At 63.3% G+C, this 19272-nt stretch carries 12 protein-coding genes; 8 read left to right on the plus strand and 4 right to left on the minus strand.

Features of this window, described 5'->3' with window-relative positions; all coding sequences use genetic code 11:
* The first annotated feature begins 37 nt into the window (after positions 1-37).
* From NQL71_RS23975 to NQL71_RS23985, 3 genes are read left to right on the plus strand one after another with little or no spacing between them, the layout of a single operon-like run.
* Entirely contained in the window at positions 38-1921 is a 1884-nt protein-coding gene (locus NQL71_RS23975; protein ID WP_274643443.1) for a feruloyl-CoA synthase, read from the plus strand.
* Positions 1918-3159: a thiolase family protein gene (locus NQL71_RS23980; protein ID WP_274643444.1), complete on the plus strand. Its 1242-nt coding sequence runs from the start codon at positions 1918-1920 to the stop codon at positions 3157-3159. Before NQL71_RS23975 ends, NQL71_RS23980 begins: the two co-directional genes overlap by 4 nt.
* 43 nt (positions 3160-3202) lie before the next feature.
* A complete protein-coding gene (locus NQL71_RS23985; protein ID WP_274643445.1) occupies positions 3203-4960 on the plus strand; it encodes an acyl-CoA dehydrogenase family protein in 1758 nt (585 codons plus the stop codon).
* A gap of 44 nt (positions 4961-5004) precedes the next feature.
* Here the strand turns inward: NQL71_RS23985 and NQL71_RS23990 are convergent, their stop codons facing one another.
* On the minus strand, positions 5005-5313 hold the full coding sequence (locus tag NQL71_RS23990) for a hypothetical protein (RefSeq protein ID WP_077182929.1): 309 nt from the start codon (positions 5311-5313) through the stop codon (positions 5005-5007).
* Between the two features lie 113 nt (positions 5314-5426).
* The gene (locus tag NQL71_RS23995) at positions 5427-6161 is read right to left on the minus strand and encodes a metallophosphoesterase (protein ID WP_274643446.1); all 735 of its coding nucleotides are present in this window, start codon (positions 6159-6161) and stop codon (positions 5427-5429) included.
* Between the two features lie 168 nt (positions 6162-6329).
* Between NQL71_RS23995 and NQL71_RS24000 the strand changes: the two genes are divergently transcribed.
* The 5 genes from NQL71_RS24000 (at position 6330) to NQL71_RS24020 (ending at position 12183) form a co-directional block, all read left to right on the plus strand.
* Positions 6330-6791: an anti-virulence regulator CigR family protein gene (locus NQL71_RS24000; RefSeq protein WP_046815489.1), complete on the plus strand. Its 462-nt coding sequence runs from the start codon at positions 6330-6332 to the stop codon at positions 6789-6791.
* A 95-nt stretch (positions 6792-6886) separates the two neighbouring features.
* Entirely contained in the window at positions 6887-7384 is a 498-nt protein-coding gene (locus tag NQL71_RS24005) for a hypothetical protein (RefSeq protein WP_274643454.1), read from the plus strand.
* A gap of 410 nt (positions 7385-7794) precedes the next feature.
* Complete coding sequence (locus tag NQL71_RS24010; protein ID WP_274643447.1) at positions 7795-9516, plus strand: type I secretion system permease/ATPase; 1722 nt, start codon at positions 7795-7797, stop codon at positions 9514-9516.
* A gap of 7 nt (positions 9517-9523) precedes the next feature.
* Positions 9524-10858 (plus strand): HlyD family type I secretion periplasmic adaptor subunit, encoded by a 1335-nt coding sequence (locus tag NQL71_RS24015; protein ID WP_274643448.1) that lies wholly within the window; start codon positions 9524-9526, stop codon positions 10856-10858.
* The gene (locus NQL71_RS24020) at positions 10855-12183 is read left to right on the plus strand and encodes a TolC family outer membrane protein (protein ID WP_077182933.1); all 1329 of its coding nucleotides are present in this window, start codon (positions 10855-10857) and stop codon (positions 12181-12183) included. The genes NQL71_RS24015 and NQL71_RS24020 overlap by 4 nt, the downstream gene beginning before the upstream one ends.
* Positions 12184-12375: 192 nt before the next feature.
* On the opposite strand, the gene NQL71_RS24025 is transcribed toward NQL71_RS24020, so the two are convergent.
* Entirely contained in the window at positions 12376-14217 is a 1842-nt protein-coding gene (locus tag NQL71_RS24025; RefSeq protein ID WP_077182934.1) for an O-linked N-acetylglucosamine transferase, SPINDLY family protein, read from the minus strand.
* Between the two features lie 83 nt (positions 14218-14300).
* Positions 14301-19272 (minus strand): beta strand repeat-containing protein (locus NQL71_RS24030; protein WP_507189791.1); only part of this gene is annotated, 4972 nt, incomplete at its 5' end.

The following is a 19272-nucleotide window of genomic DNA, read 5'->3' on the forward strand; positions in this document are numbered from 1 at the left end:
GGCTTGGTTCTAGCGTGCCTCGACGGAGTACAAGCACTTGAGTTCCGAATTCAGTTTGCAATCCCATGTCCAGGCCGGCGCACCACGCTATCGCCAGGTGTCCATCGGTTGTGCGGCGGTCGAGGTGACCGAGCAGCAGGGCGAACTGCACATGCGCTCCCTGGAACCGTTGGCCGAGATGCCCGGGCGGTTGCTCGACCGCCTGGTGCATTGGGCCCAGGTTCGGCCAGCGCAGACGTTCATCGCAGCCCGCCAGGACGACGGGGAATGGCGTCGGGTGAGCTACGCACAAATGCTCGACAGTGTTCGTTCAATCGCCCAATGCCTGCTGGGCTACGGTCTGTCGGCAGACAAGCCGCTGGTGTTGCTTTCGGGTAATGACATCGAGCATTTGCAGGTCGCGCTGGGTGCCATGTATGCGGGCATTCCCTACTGTCCGGTGTCGCCGGCCTATTCGCTGTTGTCCCAGGATTTCTCCAAGCTGCGCCATGTGTGCGACCTGCTGCAACCAGGCCTGGTTTTCGTCAGTGACGCGCCAGCGTACCAGCGCGCCATCGACGCCGTGCTGCCGGCCGATACGCCACTGATTACCGTCCGGGGCCAGGTCGAAGGTCGTCGCCATGCGAACTTTGCCAGCCTGCTTGAGCAACCGGGCGGTGCCGAAGCTGAAGCCGCGTTTGCCGCCACCGGCCCGGACAGCATCGCCAAGTTTCTATTCACCTCCGGCTCGACCCGGTTGCCCAAGGCGGTGATCACCACCCAACGCATGCTCTGTGCCAACCAGCAGATGTTGTTGCAGACTTTTCCAGTGTTCGGTGAAGAACCTCCGGTGCTGGTGGACTGGCTGCCGTGGAACCACACGTTCGGCGGCAGCCACAACCTTGGCATCGTGCTTTACAACGGCGGCAGTTTTTACCTGGATGACGGCAAGCCTACAGCGCAGGGATTTGCCCAGACCCTGCGCAACCTCAAGGAGGTCTCTCCCACCGCCTACCTGACCGTGCCCAAGGGTTGGGAAGAACTGGTGTCGGTCCTGGAACAGGACGCGGAGCTCCGGGAGTGCTTTTTCAAGCGCGTCAGCCTGTTTTTCTTCGCCGCCGCCGGGTTGTCGCAAAGCGTCTGGGATCGCCTGGACCGGGTCGCCGAACAACACTGTGGCGAACGCATTCGGATGATGGCCGGGCTGGGCATGACCGAGGCCGCGCCATCCTGCACCTTTACCACCGGGCCCTTGTCCATGGCCGGTTACATCGGCTTGCCGGCCCCGGGTTGCGAGGTTCGGCTGGTACCGAAGGACGGCAAGCTGGAAGGGCGCTTTCGTGGGCCGCATATCATGCCGGGTTACTGGCGGTCACCGCAGCAGACCGCCGAGGTGTTCGACGAGCAAGGCTTTTACTGTTCCGGTGATGCACTCAAGCTTGCCAACCCGCACGACCCGCAACTGGGGCTGATGTTCGATGGGCGCATCGCCGAAGACTTCAAGCTGTCTTCCGGGGTGTTCGTCAGTGTCGGCCCTCTGCGCAATCGTGCGGTTCTGGAAGGCTCGCCCTATGTCCAGGACCTGGTAGTGACGGCGCCGGATCGTGAATGCCTTGGCGCACTGGTATTCCCGCGGATGCACGAATGTCGCCGCCTGGCGGGGCTCGCGGGAAGTGCCAGCGATGCCCAGGTGCTTGCCAGCGCGCCGGTGCGCGAGTGGTTCGCCAACTGGCTGCAGCGGCTCAATCGCGACGCCAGCGGCAATGCCAGTCGTCTGGAGTGGATCGCGTTGCTCGACGAGCCCGCGTCCATCGATCGGGGTGAAATCACCGACAAAGGCTCGATCAACCAGCGCGCGGTCTTGCAATGGCGTGCAGCCCAGGTCGAGGCGATGTATCGCGGTGAAGACCACTCGATCCTGCGCGCAGGGCCACGGTCTTGAGCTGCCCGGGGCAATATTCGTCATTCACGGATGTGGCGATTCTTGATGCGGTGCGAACGCCTTGGGTCGACATCGGTGGCGCACTGGCCCAGGTATCGCCCATTGACCTGGGCATCAAGGTCGGTCGCGAAGTATTGGCCCGTACCGGGCTCGATCCGCGGGCCGTGGATACGGTGCTGGCCGGCTCCATGGCCCAGGCCAGCTTCGACGCCTACATGCTGCCACGCCATATCGGCCTCTACAGCGGTGTGCCACAACAGGTGCCGGCCTTGGCCGTGCAGCGCATTTGCGCGACCGGCTTCGAGCTGTTGCGCCAGGCCGGCGAGCAGCTTCAAGGGGGCGCGCAACTGGCCCTGTGTGTGGGCGCCGAATCCATGTCGCGCAACCCGATTGCCGCTTACACCCACCGGGGCGGGTTTCGCCTCGGGGCGCCGGTGGACTTCAAGGATTTCCTGTGGGAAGCGCTGTACGACCCGGCGCCGGGACTGGACATGATCGCCACGGCGGAAAATCTCGCCAAGCGTCACGGCCTGAGCCGCGAGGCGGTAGACGGCTATGCCCTCGACAGTCACCAACGGGCACTGCACGCACAGACCAGCGGCTGGTTCAGCGATGAAATCGTCCCGGTGGATAATGCGGTGTTTGAACTGCAAGGCTATCAGCCTCGGGGAATTGCCCTGCCGCGTCGATGTGAGCCGGTCACCCAGGACAGCCATCCCCGGCCGACCGATTTACCCGCGCTGGCCAGGCTGCAGGCGATTCACGCCGAAGGGGTGCAAACCGCCGGCAATAGCTGTGCGGTGGTGGACGGCGCGGCGGCGGCACTGGTCGGCCGAGCTTCGCTGAGTACGCGTCCGGTACTGGCGCATCTGCTGGCGACGGCGGTGGTCGGGGTGGCGCCGGAGTTCATGGGCATCGGTCCGGTTCCGGCAATCCGGTTGTTACTGCAACGCAGTGGGCTGGACCAGGACGATGTCGCCCTGTTCGAAGTCAACGAGGCGCAGGGCGCGCAGGTGCTGGCGGTGGCTCAGGCGCTGGAGCTGGATAACGACCGCCTGAACCGTCGTGGTGGTTCTATCGCGCTGGGGCATCCATTGGCAGCCACCGGCTTGCGTTTGGTGCTGACCTTGGCGCGGCAATTGCGCGAGCAACATAAGCGCTACGGTATCGCCGCCGCCTGTGTCGGCGGCGGGCAGGGCATGGCCGTGCTGATCGAAAACCCGGATTTTCGCGGCTGAATCGTTGCGGTGTTTTTTCTTTTTGAACAACACGAGGTTGGCCATGTGGCACTACCAGGCGCCGTTGCGCGACATGCAGTTTATCTTCGAGCATTGGCTGCAGGCCCCCCAGGCGTGGAGCCAGATGCCCGCGTTCGAGGCCCTCGATTTGCCGTTGGCACTCCAGGTGCTGGGCGAGGCCGGGCGTTTCAGCGCGGATGTATTGGCGCCGCTCAATAGCAGTGGCGATCGCCAGGGCTGCCGTTTCGATAATGGTCGGGTCACTACGCCGGACGGTTTTGCCCAGGCTTACCGGGCATTCGCCGAAGGTGGCTGGCCGGCCCTGGCCTGTGATGAAGCCTTCGGAGGCCAGGGATTGCCGCAATTGCTCGATGCTGCATTGCAGGAAATGCTATACGCCAGCAACCACGCCTGGGCCATGTACACGGGGATCGCCCATGGCGCTTACCTGTGCCTCAAGACCCATGCGCCGCTGTGGATCAAGGAGCGTTATCTGCCGCAGATCGTCAGTGGCGAAGCGCTGCCTACCATGTGTCTGACCGAACCCCAGGCCGGCAGCGACGTCGGCCTGCTGCGCTGCCGCGCCGAACCGCAGAACGACGGCAGTTATCGGCTGAGCGGCAGCAAGCTGTTCATTTCCGGAGGCGAACATGACCTGACCGAGGACATCTTGCATCTGGTGCTGGCTCGACTGCCCGGGGCACCCGCCGGAGGTCGTGGTATTTCGCTGTTTCTGGTACCCAAGCGGCTGGATGGCACTCGAGCCAATGCGGTGCGCTGCGATGGTATCGAACACAAGATGGGCATCAAGGGCAGTGCCACCTGTTCGCTGGTCTTCGACGGCGCCCAGGGTTGGCTGATTGGCGAGGCGAATCGTGGTTTGGCCGCGATGTTCGTGATGATGAACTCGGCGCGACTGCATGTCGGCCTCCAGGGTCTGGGACATGCCGAAGCTGCATGGCAGAACGCCTATGCGTACGGGCTGGAGCGCAGGCAAATGCGCGCGCCCATTCGCCCCGCCGGCGTTGCCGCCGACGCTGTCGACCCGATTCACTATCATCCGGCCATGCGCCGGGTTTTGCTGGAGCTGCAGGCCTACGCCGAGGGCATGCGCGCCGTCGGCTATTGGGCAGCGCATTTACTCGATCAGGCCGAGCAGGCCCCAGACCCGTCCACTCGGCAAGGGGCCTTGCAACTGGCGCAGCTGCTGACGCCGGTGATCAAGGCTTTTTTCACCGAGCAGGGTTTTCGCCTGGCCAGCAATGCCTTGCAGGTATTCGGTGGTTACGGCTACGTCGCCGAGTTCGCCATCGAACAGACCATGCGCGACAGCCGCATTGCCATGATTTATGAGGGCAGTAACGAAATTCAGGCCAATGACCTCCTACTGCGCAAAGTGCTGGGTGATGAGGGGCGCGCCTTCAGGCAATTGTTGGCGGTCATGCGCGAAGAAGCCGCGCAGGTCTGCGAACCCGCAGGCGGGGCCAGCTTTTGCGCCGAACTGGCGCTGCTTTGCAACAAGTTCGAGGGCGTGCAAATAGAGCTACGTGATCATGCAGTCGATGACCCTGAATACCCCTATCGGGCGGCGGGCGATTTTCTGCGCCTGTGTGGTGTGGCCCTCCTGGCTTTTGCCTGGGCTCGGGCGGCGCGTGTTGCCCTGGCGTTAACCGATAGCGATCCGCTGCGCATCAGCAAGCTGCAAACCGCGAGCTTTTTCTTCGCCTACCTGCTGCCGGAAGCGGATCAGCGGATCGCTGCCATTCGTGCGGCCAGGGCGCCGCTGCCGTTTCTCAAGTGAGTGCAGGAGGGTGCGTCGCGGGCATCAGGCATGATCCGAACGCTTCAGGCACCTGATTCCGGGTCGCTCGCAGGCAAGCCGCGAGCCTCCTTGTCATGTTCGTCCTGTTCGTTCATGTGCGGGGCGGCGTCAGAATCATCGAGGCGGGCACCTTTTCCAAAGTCCGGATGCTCACTCGAGACCGGGTTATTTACCTCTGCCTGTCTCATATCTTCAGTGACAGGCGCTTCGTCGTTCGGCGGCAATGAAACCTCGGGCGCGTCATTCCTGGGGTCATGGCCGGTTTCGTTGTCCGTGGTTCGCGTCACGTCTTGCTGCGACCTGTTACCCACTGCATTCTCGTCAATGTCCATGTTGGTTCTCCGTTTTTATGCGCGGGATGTCCGTGCTTATACATGAGAGATAGCGGCTCACGGCGAGTGCCTGGCTTTGGACGAACGGCAAACTCTAGAGCCCTCGGGAAGGCTCAGTCCCAGTCGAAGCCGAGTCCCGGATCGATGGGCGGAATGCACTGCAGGGTCGCCAGATCCAGCAGTGTGAAATAACCGTCCAGCCAGCCCGCGGTATCAATGTGGTACACGTTGCCGAGAACTGCAGCGAACCTGAGCGGTGTATGGCCGACGACCAGCGCGCGAAGTCCTTCGACGCCGCCGGTATCGCCGTCCTGAATCCGGGTGCGTGACCACATGCAGCTGTGCAGAACGAGTTGCAGCCGTGTGTTGTTCTCAGGTGATTCCAGTTCGCTGCGCAACTGATCCCATGACGGCACCGGGCAGTCGGCGTGGACAATCCCCACCAATCCACCAGGTGTATCGATCTCGATGGCGATCGGCAGCTCGGCGAACTGAACCGCGAATGCTATCTGCTCGAACGGCGAAAGCCCGGTGAACCAGGAGCCGCCGTTGCAGATCCAGCTGTCGACGTCGCAGGTGTCGAAGTGGATCACGTAGTCGTCATGGTTACCGCACACCCCGTGAAACCATGGCTTGGCAAGCCAGTCGAGAGCGTCGCGGCTCTCGGGTCCGCGATCAACCAGGTCACCGACGCTGAACAAGCGGTCGACAGCAGGATCGAAACCGATCCCCTCCAGCGCAGCCTGTATCCGGGTGAAGTGGCCGTGAATGTCACCCACCGCGAAATCCCGGCCCGCTGTGTTTGCAGCGAAGCGCTTGATGCGTGACACCTCGATGGATTCGATCACGGGTCACTCCGGTGCGGCCGACGGCGTTCCATTTAATTTTGGCATAGCATCGCCTTGCCCGCCCCCAGTACACCACCCGGTGAGAGACAAGTGAGAGATGTACAGGGGAACCAATTCGGTCCAAAGCGTCTACATTGCAGGGAGTGTTCCCTTTCTGAGAGTACGGATATGTTCAGATACCGCTCGTTGATTGCAGCTATTGCATGTATTGCATTGGTCTCCGGCTCGGCTACGGCATTGGCTGACCCCGGTAACGGGAAAGGGCAAGGAAACGCAAAGGGCAATCCACAAAACAGCCAGGAGCACGGCAACCAGGGGCATAAAGGAAAAAATTCAGGGGGCGATGATTGGGATCATGGCCCCAGCATCAATCGAGGAAGCGTTCTTGGCATCGTTGACGGGTATCGGGACTACTGGAGCCCCGGGCCTGCTTTGCCGCCCGGCATTCAAAAGAATCTTGCCCGAGGTAAACCGCTTCCCCCCGGGATTGCCAAGAAGCTCGATGGTCGGCTGATGGGCAGGCTGCCCCACTATGATGGGTACGAATGGCAGCAGGCAGGCACCGACTTGATACTGGTGGCGATCGCTACCGGCATTATCTATGAAGTTCTCAACGGGGCTTTTGATTGATCATCGCTTCAAGCATCCCGTCCGTCGTGGGGTTTGAACTCAAAGGGATTTGGAGCGTCCTAAGATACGCGCAATCAACCCTCACGGAAGCAATCATGCTTTTAAAAAACAAGAGTTTCGTTGCTGTAATGTCATTCGCCATGATGCTTGCAGCCGCCCCGTTACTCCCTGCTGACCTGTCCATCATGAACTCCGCCTACGCCAAAGAAGGTGGTGGTGGTGGTGGTGGTGGTGGTGGTGGTGGTGGTGGTGGTGGTGGCGGCGGCAATGGTGGTGGCCATGGTGGCGGCAATGGCGGCGGCCATGGTGGCGGTCACAGTGGTACGGGTCACTCCGGCAGTAACGGCCGCGGTGAGGGATTGAGCAGTGATCATGCCGGCAAGGCGGTTCGCGACCATGGCATCAGCGGCAACCGGTACGGTAGTGACCGCAATAGTGACAAGGGTCACGGCACCACCACCTCAGGTATTGCACATTCCAAAGATACGCGCGGGCTGACTAAAGCCACTGCCATTTCGGCCTCGACGCCAGGAGATCACAACGCGAAGGGCTTGAGTAATGCCGGGGCGTCTACCGCCAAGAAATCCCATTGAGCAGAAATTGCCAGTCGCAATCAGTTGATCATTACAGGGTGAACCGCTAGTTATTGCGTCTAACCTGTGCAAACAAAAAATCCCGGAGACGTTCTGTTTCCGGGATTTTTTTCGTTTTACGCCGGGGTAATCCTGCCGTACGTCGAGATCCGCCAACTGACCGGTACACCTGCCAGTCGTTTGAACGCGGGGTTTTGCCAGGCGACTTTGTCCAGCGCCCATCAGCGGCGGGTCGGCACAATTAAAATAGCCTCAAGAACGGTTCGTTCAAGCCGATGAAGTAGGGGGCTGACCGCCTTCCGCCAGTTCATTAGCTAGAGGCAAAGTGCTAGCATCGGCCGCCGCCTGATGCACCCCGGTCACCACCGCAACCGTCGTTTTTCCCAATGTTTTTTTCATTTTCGGACTTTATGCGATTTTTCCTAGATCCCCAGCGAGATATCGATGCAGCGCTGCTACGGTATCGTCGGCTTTTCGGCGTGTTGGCACTGTTCAGCGGTGTGATCAACCTGCTGATGCTGGTCCCTTCGATCTACATGATGCAGGTCTTCGACCGCGTCCTGACCAGCCGCAATGAAACCACCCTGTTGATGCTGAGCCTGATTCTGCTCGGGTTCTTTGCGCTCGGTTGTGCGCTGGAATGGGTGCGCGGCCAGGTCATGATCAAGATGAGCGCAGGCCTGGACACCCAACTGGGTGAGCGGGTATTCGATGCCGCCTTTGAGCGCAGCCTCAAGGAGCACAGCGCCAACCCGGCGCAGGTGTTGAGCGACCTGAACAGCATCCGCCAGTTCGTGACCGGTCCGGCCCTGATCGCCATCTTCGATGCGCCGTGGCTGCCGATCTACGTGATCGCCACGTTCCTGTTCCATCCGTGGCTGGGAGTGTTCACCGTCATCGGTTCGCTGATCCTGGCCGGGCTGGCGGTCTGGAACGAACTGACCACACGCAAGAGCATGAGCGAAGCCAACCGGTTGGCCGTCGCGTCTTCCAGCTACGTCAACAGTACCTTGCAGAACGCCGAAGTGATTCAGGCGATGGGCATGCTCACGCCCCTGCGTCGGCGTTGGTACAACGTGCAGCAACGGGTTATCACTGAGCAGGGCGAAGCCAGCGACCGCAGCTCGCGGATCGCCGCGTTGTCGCGTTTTGTGCGCATGACTTGGCAATCCCTGGCCCTGGGCCTGGGCGCCATCCTGGTGATCGAGAACCAGATTTCCGCCGGAGTGATGATTGCCGTGTCTGTTCTGCTGGGGCGCGCCATGGCGCCGGCCGAAGCGTTGATCGGTTCGTGGAAGCAAATGGGTAATGCCAAGAGCAGCTACGAGCGATTGAACCGGTTACTCACCGAATTCCCCAAGGCCGCGCTGCGCATGCCGCTGCCGCCGCCGACCGGGGCGCTGGGCATCGACCGCCTGGTGATCATCCCGCCGGGTATGCACAAGCCTGCGGTCAACGGCGTGACCATCAGCCTGGCCAAGGGCGAAGTCCTGGCGATCATCGGCCCCAGCGCTTCGGGCAAGTCTTCCCTGGCGCGTGCCATGGTCGGCATCTGGACCGCCAAACAGGGCTCGGTACGCCTGGACGGCGCCGAGGTCAGCCAGTGGTCGCGTGAAGCCCTCGGCCCTTATCTGGGTTACCTGCCCCAGGACATCGAACTGTTCGATGGCACCATCGCCGAAAACATCGCGCGCTTCGGTGAGGTGGATTCCGCCAAGGTCATCGAAGCGGCGCAACTGGCCGGTATCAACGAGATGATCCTGCATTTCCCCAAGGGTTATGACACCTTGCTCGGGTCCGGTGGACTGGGGTTGTCCGGCGGCCAGAAACAGCGCATCGGCCTGGCGCGCGCGCTGTATGGCCAACCGGCGCTGGTGGTGCTCGACGAACCCAACTCCAACCTCGACGATGCCGGTGAAGCGGCGCTGGTACAGGCCGTGCGCAAGCTCAAGGCCGCAGGCTGCACCGTGGTGCTGGTCACCCACAGGCCGAGCATTCTCGGCGCGGTCGACAAACTGTTGTTCCTCAAGGACGGCGTGCAAACCCTGTTCGGCCCGCGTGACCAGGTGCTCAAGACCCTGCTGCCACCGACGCCGCAAAAAGCCGTCGAAACCCGCAATGAAGAAGCCTGAGGCATCAATGCAAGCCAGTTCGAGCGACATTTCGACCCCCGAGCACAAGCCCGATGCGGATGCCGCGGGCATTGCCCGGATCGGTGTCTGGTTTTTGCTCCTGGGCCTGGGCGGGTTTCTGCTATGGGCCTGCCTGGCGCCGCTTGACCGCGGCGTGGTGGGTAGCGGCACTGTGGTGGTTTCCGGCGAGCGCAAGACCGTCCAGTCGCGTACCGGCGGCATGATCGAGAGCATTCAGGTGCGCGAAGGCGACCGGGTGCAGCAAGGCCAGGTGGTGGTGCAGTTCAATACCGTCCAGGCCAAGTCGCAACTGGATGTCGCCCTGGGCCAATGGCTCGGTGCCCGTGCCGTCGAGGATCGCCTGATGGCCGAGCGCCTGGACCGCGCCAGCGTGCAGTGGTCCGCGGCGTTGCTCGCCCGTGCCAGTGACCCTCGTGCCGTCGCGGCGATGGAGCTGCAAGGCTATCTGTTCGCCACTCGCCGTGCCGAGCTGGCCAGCCGCATGCAAATCAGCCAGCACGAAATAGCCTCGCTCAACGAACAACTCAAGGGGTTCGAGGAGATCAAGCGCAACCACGCCGCACAACTGCAATTCCAGCAGCAAGAGCTCAACGGCCTGCGCGAACTGGCCCGTGAAGGTTACCTGCCACGCAACAGGCTGTTCGAAGCGGAAAGCAGTGCGGCGCAGTTGGGCGCCCAGTTGGCTTCGAGCATTTCCGATATCGGCCGTACGCGCCAGGCGATCAATGAAAGCAAGCTCAAGGCCTTGCAACAGGCGCAGATATTCCGCAGCGAGGCCGAGTCGCAGTTGACCCAGGTGGTGGCACAGACCTCAAGCCTGACCGACCAGATCAAGTCACTGGAATTCGAAGTCAACAGCGCCTCCATCGTCGCGCCTGTCGCCGGCCAGGTAATGGGCATGACCGTGCACACGGTCGGCGGCATCGCACCGGCGGGCCAGCGCCTGATGGACATTGTGCCGCAAGGTTCCAGCTGGGTCGTCAAGGCGCAGTTCCCGCCGATGATGGCCGACCGGCTCAAGCCGGAGCTGCCTGTCGACTTGCGATTCGGTTCATTGCAACGGGTGCACACCCCGGTGATCGTCGGCAAGGTGGCCACGGTATCGGCCGACCAGTTGATCGACGAGCACACCGGTTCGCCTTACTTCTCGGTGGAAGTCTCGGTCAGCCCCGAGGCGATCATCCATCTGCGCGAGCTGGGCCTGGATATCAAGCCGGGCATGCAGGCCGAAGTCCTGGTCAAAACCGGCGAGCGGACCCTCGCCAACTACTTGATGCAGCCGGTGACCGAGCGTATGGCCGGTGCTTTCAAGGAAGAATGATCGTGTCTCTACGTATAGGCTTGATGCTCTCCGTGTTCTGCTCGTGCCCGCTGCTGGCTGCCGAGCCGCCATTGTCGCTGGTCGCCCTTTACGACGCCTCGCGAATCAACGATGCGACCTACAAGGTCGCCGGCCACGATTACGAAGCCTCGCGCCAGGAGGAGGCGATCGGCCGCAGCGGCTTGCTGCCACAGGTGGCCATCAACTCTCGCTACGGGCATGGCGGCCAGTTTGAAAACCAGCCCTCGACCAGCAGCCAGGACGATCAGTTCGCTTCCGACAGTGTTGCCCTGTCGGTCATCCAGCCGCTGTTCGACAAAGGCCGCTGGGCATCCTACGAACAGGCGAAGGCTCGGGGGCAACTGGGCGAAATCCAACACGAGGGCGCCGACCAGGCGCTGTTCGATCGCGTGGTGCAGGCCTATTTCGACCTTGCCCAGGTGGAAAACGAACTCAAGCTGACGACCCAGCAGAAAGCCTCGATCGAAGCTTTGGCCAAGCAATCCAAGCGTCTGTTCGAAGCCGGTGAAGGCACCATCACCGACCTTGAAGAGGCGCAAGCACGGCTCGATTCGATCCGCGCCCTGGAGATCCAGTTGCAGGCCCAGCATCGCTCGGCCCTGCGCAAGCTCGCGGGGCGCGCAGGTATCACCGTCAGCGAGATCCCGCAGATGCAGGAACAGGCACCGGCCGCCGCCTTGCTCGCCCCTGAACAGGACCTGGACTACTGGCTGTTCAAGGCTGACCAGGCCGCGTCCGCACTGGGCATCAGCCGAGCTTCGATCAAGGTGGCCGAAGCCAACCTCGATCAGCAGAAGGCCGGGCACTACCCGACCGTGGCGCTCAGCGGCCGGCTGGCGCGGGTCGGCCAGAGCGACATCAACGATTACACCCAGCGCCAGTCGACCTATTACGTGGGCGTGGTGATCGATATCCCGCTGTACCAGGGCGGCGGGGTCACTGCGTCGTCGGAAAAAGCCCTTGCCACCCTCGAAAGCGCCCGGTCCAGCTACGAGGCCCAGCTCCAGCAAATGAACGAAGATCTCGAGCTCAACTACCTGGGGGTGGTGGCGGGCTACGAGAAGAGCAAGGCCCTGGTGACCGCCGTGCGCTCGAGCCAGACCGCCCTGAAGTCCGCGGAAAAAGGCTACGAGGCCGGCGTGCGCTCGACGGTCGACATCCTCGACGCCCAGCAGCGCCTGTTCGCCGCCAAGCGAGACCTGCTCGATACCAAGCTGGCGATGCTGCAAAGCTACGTCAACCTGCATACGAGGACGGGACAGATGACCCGCAGCCAGCTGGAGAAGGTTCAGGGGTTGTTCTGACAGGCTCTGTCGCGAGCAGCCTCGCTCCCACAGAAGATCGCGTACAACCAGGAGAGAGTGCTCGCCTGATTGGCCGCCATCGCTGGCAAGCCAGCTCCTACAGGGTTGCGGGGTGCATGCTGAATGGCGGCATGACACCCCTCTGTAGGAGCGTTGCGCCGTCATCGCTGCGATGCCGCGAGAGAAAGGACATTACGCCTGAGCCCTGCCGGGCGCCACGCTGCTGATTGCGTCCTCGAAATCCCTGACGAAGCGCGGCGTGTCGAAAAGCACCGAGTGCTCGCGGCCCTTGTGCAGGCGCGCGCGCAAGGCGGGCAACAGATCAGCCTGGGTGGCCAGTTCGACGGCACGTTCTTCGTACTCGGCCAGCGTGGTGGTGATCAGCTCCGGCAGGTCCAGCGCCGTCAGCAGGCTGCCCGCCATGCGTGAGGCAAAAGTGCGTCCCGAGCGGGTCAGTACTGGCAGGCCCATCCACAAGGCATCGTTGGCCGTGGTGCCGGCGTTGAACGGATACGCGTCCAGGAACAGGTCCGCGGCGCTGTAGCGGGCCAGGTATTGTGCCGGTGCGACGCGCGGGGCGAACAGCAGGCGTGCCGGGTCAACGCCCTGTGCCTGGGCCCTGGCGCAGAGGTTTTCCTGGGCCCAGGGGTTGTCGGCCAGCAGCCACAACACACTCTCGGGGGCGCGCTGCAGAATGCGCATCCAGCAGTCGAATACCTCTTCGTTGAACTTGTAGTTGTTGTTGAACGAGCAAAACACGAAGCGGTCCTGCGGCAAGCCGCACTCGGTGCGGGTCGGCAACGCCGCAACGGGGCGTTGGCGGTCGCTGCACTGGTAGATTTGCGCCAGGTACAGCGGTGTCTCGCTGTAGTACGCCTTCTCGCTGTCGGGGATCAGGTAGCGGTCGGCGATCACGAAATCGATGCCAGGCAGGCCGGTCGACCCAGGAAAACCCAGGTAAGTCATTTGCACCGCGGCCGGGCGGTAGGCCGGAATGTCCGGACGCGCTCCGGAGGTCAGCCCATGAAGGTCGATGAGGATGTCGATCTCATGGTTGCGAATGCATTGTGCGGCGCTCGCATCATCCATGGCGTCGATGCGCACGAAGTGGTCCATCGCCCGCTTGACCCGCTCGCGCAAGGCCGACCCGTCTTCGCGGGTCCAGCAAAAACCGTACACCTCGAAGCGTTCCCGATCGATCAACTCGAACAGCTCCACGGTCAGCAATGACACCGCGTGCAGGCAGAAGTCCGACGACAGGAACCCGATGCGCAGCTTTTGATGGCCATAGCCTTGGGGCGAAGCCAGGGCGGGGACCCGGACATTGACCCGCTCTTTGACAAAGTGCACCGCAGCGGCCAGTTGCAGGCCGGGGTCATCGCTGCCGGCGAGCAGGGCCAGGGGCGAGGAGGCCTTGAGCAGGTCGCCCCGGCTCAGGCCCGCCGGCGGCTCATACACCGGCCAGACACACTGTTTCTGGCGCAGGTGCACCCAGTGCTGGATCACCTTGGGTTGAGCCGGGTCGGCTTCCAGGCTGGTACGCAGGATGGCTTCGGATTTCTGCAGCTGACGGGTTTCTTCCAGCAGACGACCCAGGTTATTGCAGGTCATCAGGTACAGCTCGCGGCTTTGTGCGGTGTCGACCAGGTTTTCATCAAGCATCGACTGCCAGATGGCCAGGGCTTCCTGCGGTTTTTGCTGGCGCTCCAGCAAGGTCCCCAGGTTGAACCAGGCCTGGGCAAATTCCGGGTTCTGGGCGATGGCGGCGCGGTAGGCGGTCTCGGCGTCCTGTATCTGCCCCAATTGAGTCAGAGTGGCTCCCAGGTTGAACTGGATAATGTAATTGACCGACGAATGACAGTGCTGCAGCCAGCGCTGGTAGAGCGCTGCGGCATCCCTGATACGCTGCGCGCCATTGAGCCGTTCTGCGGTTTCGAGCAACTTCATCGGTTCCAGCGCGACACCTTCGGCCAGCTGCAGGGCTGCGGCCAGCACGACGTCAAGGTTCGGGCTCTCAAGATTCTCTCTAGGCATTTTGCGCGAAGGTCTCTTCCAATAAAAAAATACCGAGCTCTTTCGAGCCCGGTATCGGATCAGTCAAGGTTTACCACTGAAGATCAGTGAATCCAAGTCTGCACATCGGTTGCAACCAACAATTGCACATCACCATCGTTGAACACGTTGTAGCTGGCGCCGTCGACCGTGGTGGTACCGGCCGCTTGCCACTCGCCACTGTCGCCAGTGATGTTGACCGTGTCGTTGTGGTCACCGTTGATGATCATCTGCACGGGTGCCGCGGCACCGCTGTCCACATCCACCTGGCCGGCCTGGCCGAGCTTGCTGACGGCTTCGGCGTCGACGGTCACTACGCTGGCCTTGCCGCCATCGGCGGCCAGATCGATAGCCCCCAGGGAATGGGCCTCGACTGCTGTCGAATCCAGCTTGGTCAGGTCGAAGGACTGATTGCCATTGGCGTCGGTGCGGAACCAGACGTCGGCGATCGTGTGGCTCTGGCCATCGCTGGTTTCATAGCTGCCGTTAAGGCCGATCAGGTTGCCGTGGTTGAGCTCGGCAGTCTTGGCCACATCCAGGTTGAACTGGGTGATGCCAAGCTCCTTGAGGTTGTGCATCTCTCCCTTGTCACTGACGCCATCGTTGTTGGCATCGACCCAGACTTGCAGCGACGCGAACAACTGGTCAGCCCCGTTGACGGCGCCATCATGGTTGCTGTCCAGGCTGATGAGTGCTTCGAAGCCATCTTTGGCCAGCGAACCGTCCGGCAGACGGAACGAGGAACCGAACAGCTCGGATCCATCGTTGACCTGGCCATCGCCATTGAGGTCGAGCGTCAGCAGGCCGTCACCGCCAGTGGCCCAGCCGGTCGCTTCCTTGTGACCGTCGGCATTGAGGTCGAACTTGACGCCGGTGCTCAGGTGCGTGGTCTGCACGCCATCGCCATTGAGGTCCAGGACCAGTGGCGTGGACAGGGCCAGTGCATCGATCTGGGTGGCGCTCATCGCCTGCAGTTGCGCCGTGGTGAACGAATCAACCTGGGTCATCGACAGGTGCGACAGTTGCGCCGTGGTCAGCACCGCAGCTTGCGCCGTGGTCAGGGCCGCCACTTGCGCCGTGGTCAGTGCCGCCATGTCGGTGGTTTCGATCGCCACGATCTGCGCGGTGGTCAAGGCTGCTACATCAGCGGTTTCCAGAGCGCTGATCTGGGTCGGCTTGAGGGCCGCGATCTGCGCCGTGGTCAGTGCCGCGACCTGGCCAGTGGTGAACGCTGCCAGTTGGGCAGAGGTCAGGGCGCCGATATCGGCCGTTTCGATGGCCGCCACTTGCGTGGTGGTCAGGGCTGCGATCTGGGTCACCTTCAACGCCGCCACCTGGGCGGTGCCCAGGGCAACCACCTGGGCGGTGGTCAGAGCAGCGGTCTGCGCAGTGGTCAGGCTTGCAACGTTGCCCACCGACAGAGCAGCGATGTCCGCGGTTTCAATGGCCGCTACTTGAGTGGTGGTCAATGCCGCAGCTTGTGCCGTGGTCAATGCCGCTACCTGAGCGGTGGTCAGGGCGACTACTTGCGCTGTGGTCAGTGCTGCCACATCAACAGTTTCCAGTGCGCTGATCTGGGTCGGTTTCAGGGCCGCCACTTGAGCGGTGGTCAGGGCTGCAACCTGGGCAGTGGTCAAGGCCACCAGTTGAGTATTGGTCAGTGCGCCCAGGTCGGCGGTTTCCATTGCCGCCACTTGCGTGGTGGTCAGGGCCGCGATCTGGGTCGGCTTCAGTGCCGCTACCTGCGCAGTGCTCAGGGCCACCACTTGAGCCGTGGTCAAGGCGGCCACGTCGGCGGTTTCCAGGGCGCTGATCTGGGTCGGCTTGAGGGCCGCCACCTGGGCCGTGGTCAGTGCCGCCACTTGAGCAGTGGTCAGGGCGACGACGCTGGCGGTGGTCAGTGCGGCGACATCGGCGGTCTGCAGGGCCGCCACTTGCGTGGTGGTCAGTGCAGCCACTTGGGCCGGTTTCAGGCCGGCCACCTGGGCGGTGGTCAGTGCCACAACCTGGGCGGTGGTCAACGCAGCGGCCTGCGCGGTGGTCAGGGCCGCAATGCTGGTTACTGGCAAGGCCGCGATATCTGCGGTTTCGATGGCCGCCACTTGCGTGGTGGTCAGCGCAGCCACTTGGGCGGTGGTCAGTGCCGCGACCTGGGCCGTGGTCAAGGCCACCACTTGAGCGGTGGTCAAGGCGGCCACGTCGGCGGTTTCCAGGGCACTGATCTGGGTCGGTTTCAGGGCTGCTACTTGAGCGGTGGTCAGGGCGGCTACCTGAGCGGTGGTCAAGGCGACGACGCCAGCGGTGGTCAACGCAGCGATGTCCGCGGTTTCGATGGCCGCCACTTGCGTGGTGGTCAGCGCAGCCACTTGGGCGGTGGCCAGGGCCGCGACCTGGGCCGTGGTCAATGCCACTACTTGAGCCGTGGTCAAGGCCGCAATATCAGCGGTTTCCATGGCTGCGATCTGCACCGGGGTCAGTGCTGCGACCTGGGCCGTGGTCAGTGCCGCCACTTGGGCGGTGGTCAGGGCGACGACGCTGGCGGTAGTGAGTGCGGCGACATCGGCGGGCTGCATGGCTGCCACTTGCGTGGTGGTCAGTGCAGCCACTTGGGCCGGCTTCAGTGCGCCCACCTGGGCGGTGGTCAAGGCCACGACCTGGGCGGTGGTCAGGGCAGCGGCCTGCGCCGTGGTCAGGGCCGCGATGCTGGTCACTGGCAGGGCGGCGATGTCAGCGGTTTCGATGGCCGCCACTTGCGTGGTGGTCAGCGCAGCCACTTGCGCGGTGGTCAGTGCCGCGACCTGGGCGGTGGTCAAGGCCACCACCTGAGCAGTGGTCAAGGCCGCCACGTCGGCGGTTTCCATGGCACTGATCTGGGTTGGCTTCAGGGCCGCCACTTGTGCCGTGGTCAAAGCTGCGACCTGTCCGGTGGTCAAGGCTACCAATTGGGTGGAGGTCAGGGCGGCTATATCGGCGGTCTCGATGGCCGCTACCTGGGTGGTGGTCAGCGCCGCCACTTGCGTAGTTTTCAAGCCCGCCACCTGGGCGGTGGTCAGCGCGACAACCTGGGCGGTGGTCAGGGCAGCGGTCTGTGCGGTGGACAGGGCTGCGACGCTGGCCACTGGCAGGGCGGCGATGTCAGCGGCTTCGATGGCCGCCACTTGCGTGGTGGTCAAGGCCGCGAGCTGGGTGGTTTTCAGCGCTGCAACCTGGGCCGTGGTCAACGCCACTACTTGAGCAGTAGTGAGGGCCGCCACATCAGCGGTTTCCAGGGCGCCGATCTGGGTCGGGGTCAGCGCTGCGACTTGTGCCGTGGTCAGTGCCGCCACTTGAGCAGTGGTCAGGGCGACGACGCTGGCGGTGGTCAGTGCGGCGACATCAGCAGGCTGCATGGCCGCCACTTGGGTGGTGGTCAGTGCAGCGACTTGGGCCGGTTTCAGCCCGGCCACCTGAGCGGTAGTCAGGGCCACGACCTGGGCGGTGGTCAACGCAGCGGTCTGCGCGGTGGTCAGGGCCGCAACGCTGGTCACTGGCAAGGCGGCGATGTCAGCGGTTTCGATGGCCGCCACTTGCGTGGTGGTCAGCGCAGCGACTTGAGCGGTGGTCAGGGCCGCGACCTGGGCCGTGGTCAATGCCACCACCTGGGCGGTCGTCAGCGCTGCAACATCGACAGTCTGCAGGGCGCTGATCTGGGTCGGTTTCAGGGCTGCCACTTGAGCGGTGGTCAGGGCGGCGACCTGAGCGGTGGTCAAGGCGACGACGCCAGCGGTGGTCAACGCAGCGATATCAGCGGTCTCGATGGCCGCCACTTGGGTGGTGGTCAGCGCAGCCACTTGGGCGGTGGTGAGTGCCGCGACCTGGGCCGTGGTCAAGGCCACTACTTGAGCCGTGGTGAGGGCCGCTACATCAGCGGTTTCCATGGCTGCGATCTGAACCGGGGTCAGTGCAGCGACCTGGGCCGTGGTCAGTGCCGCGACCTGAGCGGTGGTCAGGGCGACAACGCTGGCGGTGGTCAGTGCGGCGACATCGGCAGGCTGCATGGCGGCCACTTGCGTGGTGGTCAGTGCAGCGACTTGGGCCGGTTTCAGTCCGGCCACCTGAGCGGTAGTCAGGGCCACGACCTGGGCGGTGGTCAGGGCAGCGGCCTGCGCGGTGGTCAGGGCCGCGACGCTGGTCACTGGCAGTGCGGCGATGTCAGCGGTTTCGATGGCCGCCACTTGCGTGGTGGTCAGCGCAGCGACTTGCGCGGTGGTCAGGGCTGCGACTTGGGCGGTGGTCAAGGCCACCACCTGAGCGGTCGTCAGTGCGGCGACATCGGCCGTCTGCAGGGCGCTGATCTGGGTCGGTTTCAGGGCTGCCACTTGAGCGGTGGTCAGGGCGGCGACCTGAGCGGTGGTCAGGGCAACGACGCTTGCTGTGGTCAACGCAGCGATGTCCGCGGTCTCGATGGCCGCCACTTGGGTGGTGGTCAGCGCAGCCACTTGAGCGGTGGTCAGGGCTGCCACCTGGGCGGTGCTCAGGGCCACCACTTGAGCGGTAGTGAGCGCCGCTACGTCAGCGGTTTCCATGGCTGCGATCTGAACCGGGGTCAGTGCAGCGACCTGGGCCGTGGTCAGTGCCGCGACCTGAGCGGTGGTCAGGGCGACGACGCTGGCGGTGGTCAGTGCGGCGACATCGGCAGGCTGCATGGCGGCCACTTGCGTGGTAGTCAGTGCAGCGACTTGGGCCGGTTTCAGTCCGGCCACCTGAGCGGTAGTCAGGGCCACGACCTGGGCGGTGGTCAGGGCAGCGGCCTGCGCGGTGGTCAGCGCCGCGACGCTGGTCACTGGCAGGGCGGCGATGTCAGCGGTTTCGATGGCCGCCACTTGGGTGGTGGTCAGCGCAGCGACTTGCGCGGTGGTCAGGGCTGCTACTTGGGCCGTGGTCAAGGCCACCACCTGAGCAGTGGTCAAGGCCGCCACGTCGGCGGTTTCCATGGCACTGATCTGGGTCGGTTTCAGGGCCGCCACTTGGGCAGTGGTCAGTGCCGCGACCTGGGCA

It is taken from the genome of Pseudomonas serbica, assembly GCF_028823535.1.
In the GTDB taxonomy this organism is placed as follows: Bacteria; Pseudomonadota; Gammaproteobacteria; order Pseudomonadales; family Pseudomonadaceae; genus Aquipseudomonas; species Aquipseudomonas serbica.

Bases quoted from the DNA above. Each gene is read 5' to 3' on its own strand.
- NQL71_RS24010 (WP_274643447.1), top strand. From the start codon at position 7,795: ATGCGATTTTTCCTAGATCCCCAGCGAGATATCGATGCAGCGCTGCTA.
- NQL71_RS24000 (WP_046815489.1), top strand. From the start codon at position 6,330: ATGTTCAGATACCGCTCGTTGATTGCAGCTATTGCATGTATTGCATTG.
- NQL71_RS24020 (WP_077182933.1), top strand. From the start codon at position 10,855: ATGATCGTGTCTCTACGTATAGGCTTGATGCTCTCCGTGTTCTGCTCG.
- NQL71_RS24005 (WP_274643454.1), top strand. From the start codon at position 6,887: ATGCTTTTAAAAAACAAGAGTTTCGTTGCTGTAATGTCATTCGCCATG.
- NQL71_RS23985 (WP_274643445.1), top strand. From the start codon at position 3,203: ATGTGGCACTACCAGGCGCCGTTGCGCGACATGCAGTTTATCTTCGAG.
- NQL71_RS24025 (WP_077182934.1), bottom strand. From the start codon at position 14,217: ATGCCTAGAGAGAATCTTGAGAGCCCGAACCTTGACGTCGTGCTGGCC.
- NQL71_RS23990 (WP_077182929.1), bottom strand. From the start codon at position 5,313: ATGGACATTGACGAGAATGCAGTGGGTAACAGGTCGCAGCAAGACGTG.
- NQL71_RS24015 (WP_274643448.1), top strand. From the start codon at position 9,524: ATGCAAGCCAGTTCGAGCGACATTTCGACCCCCGAGCACAAGCCCGAT.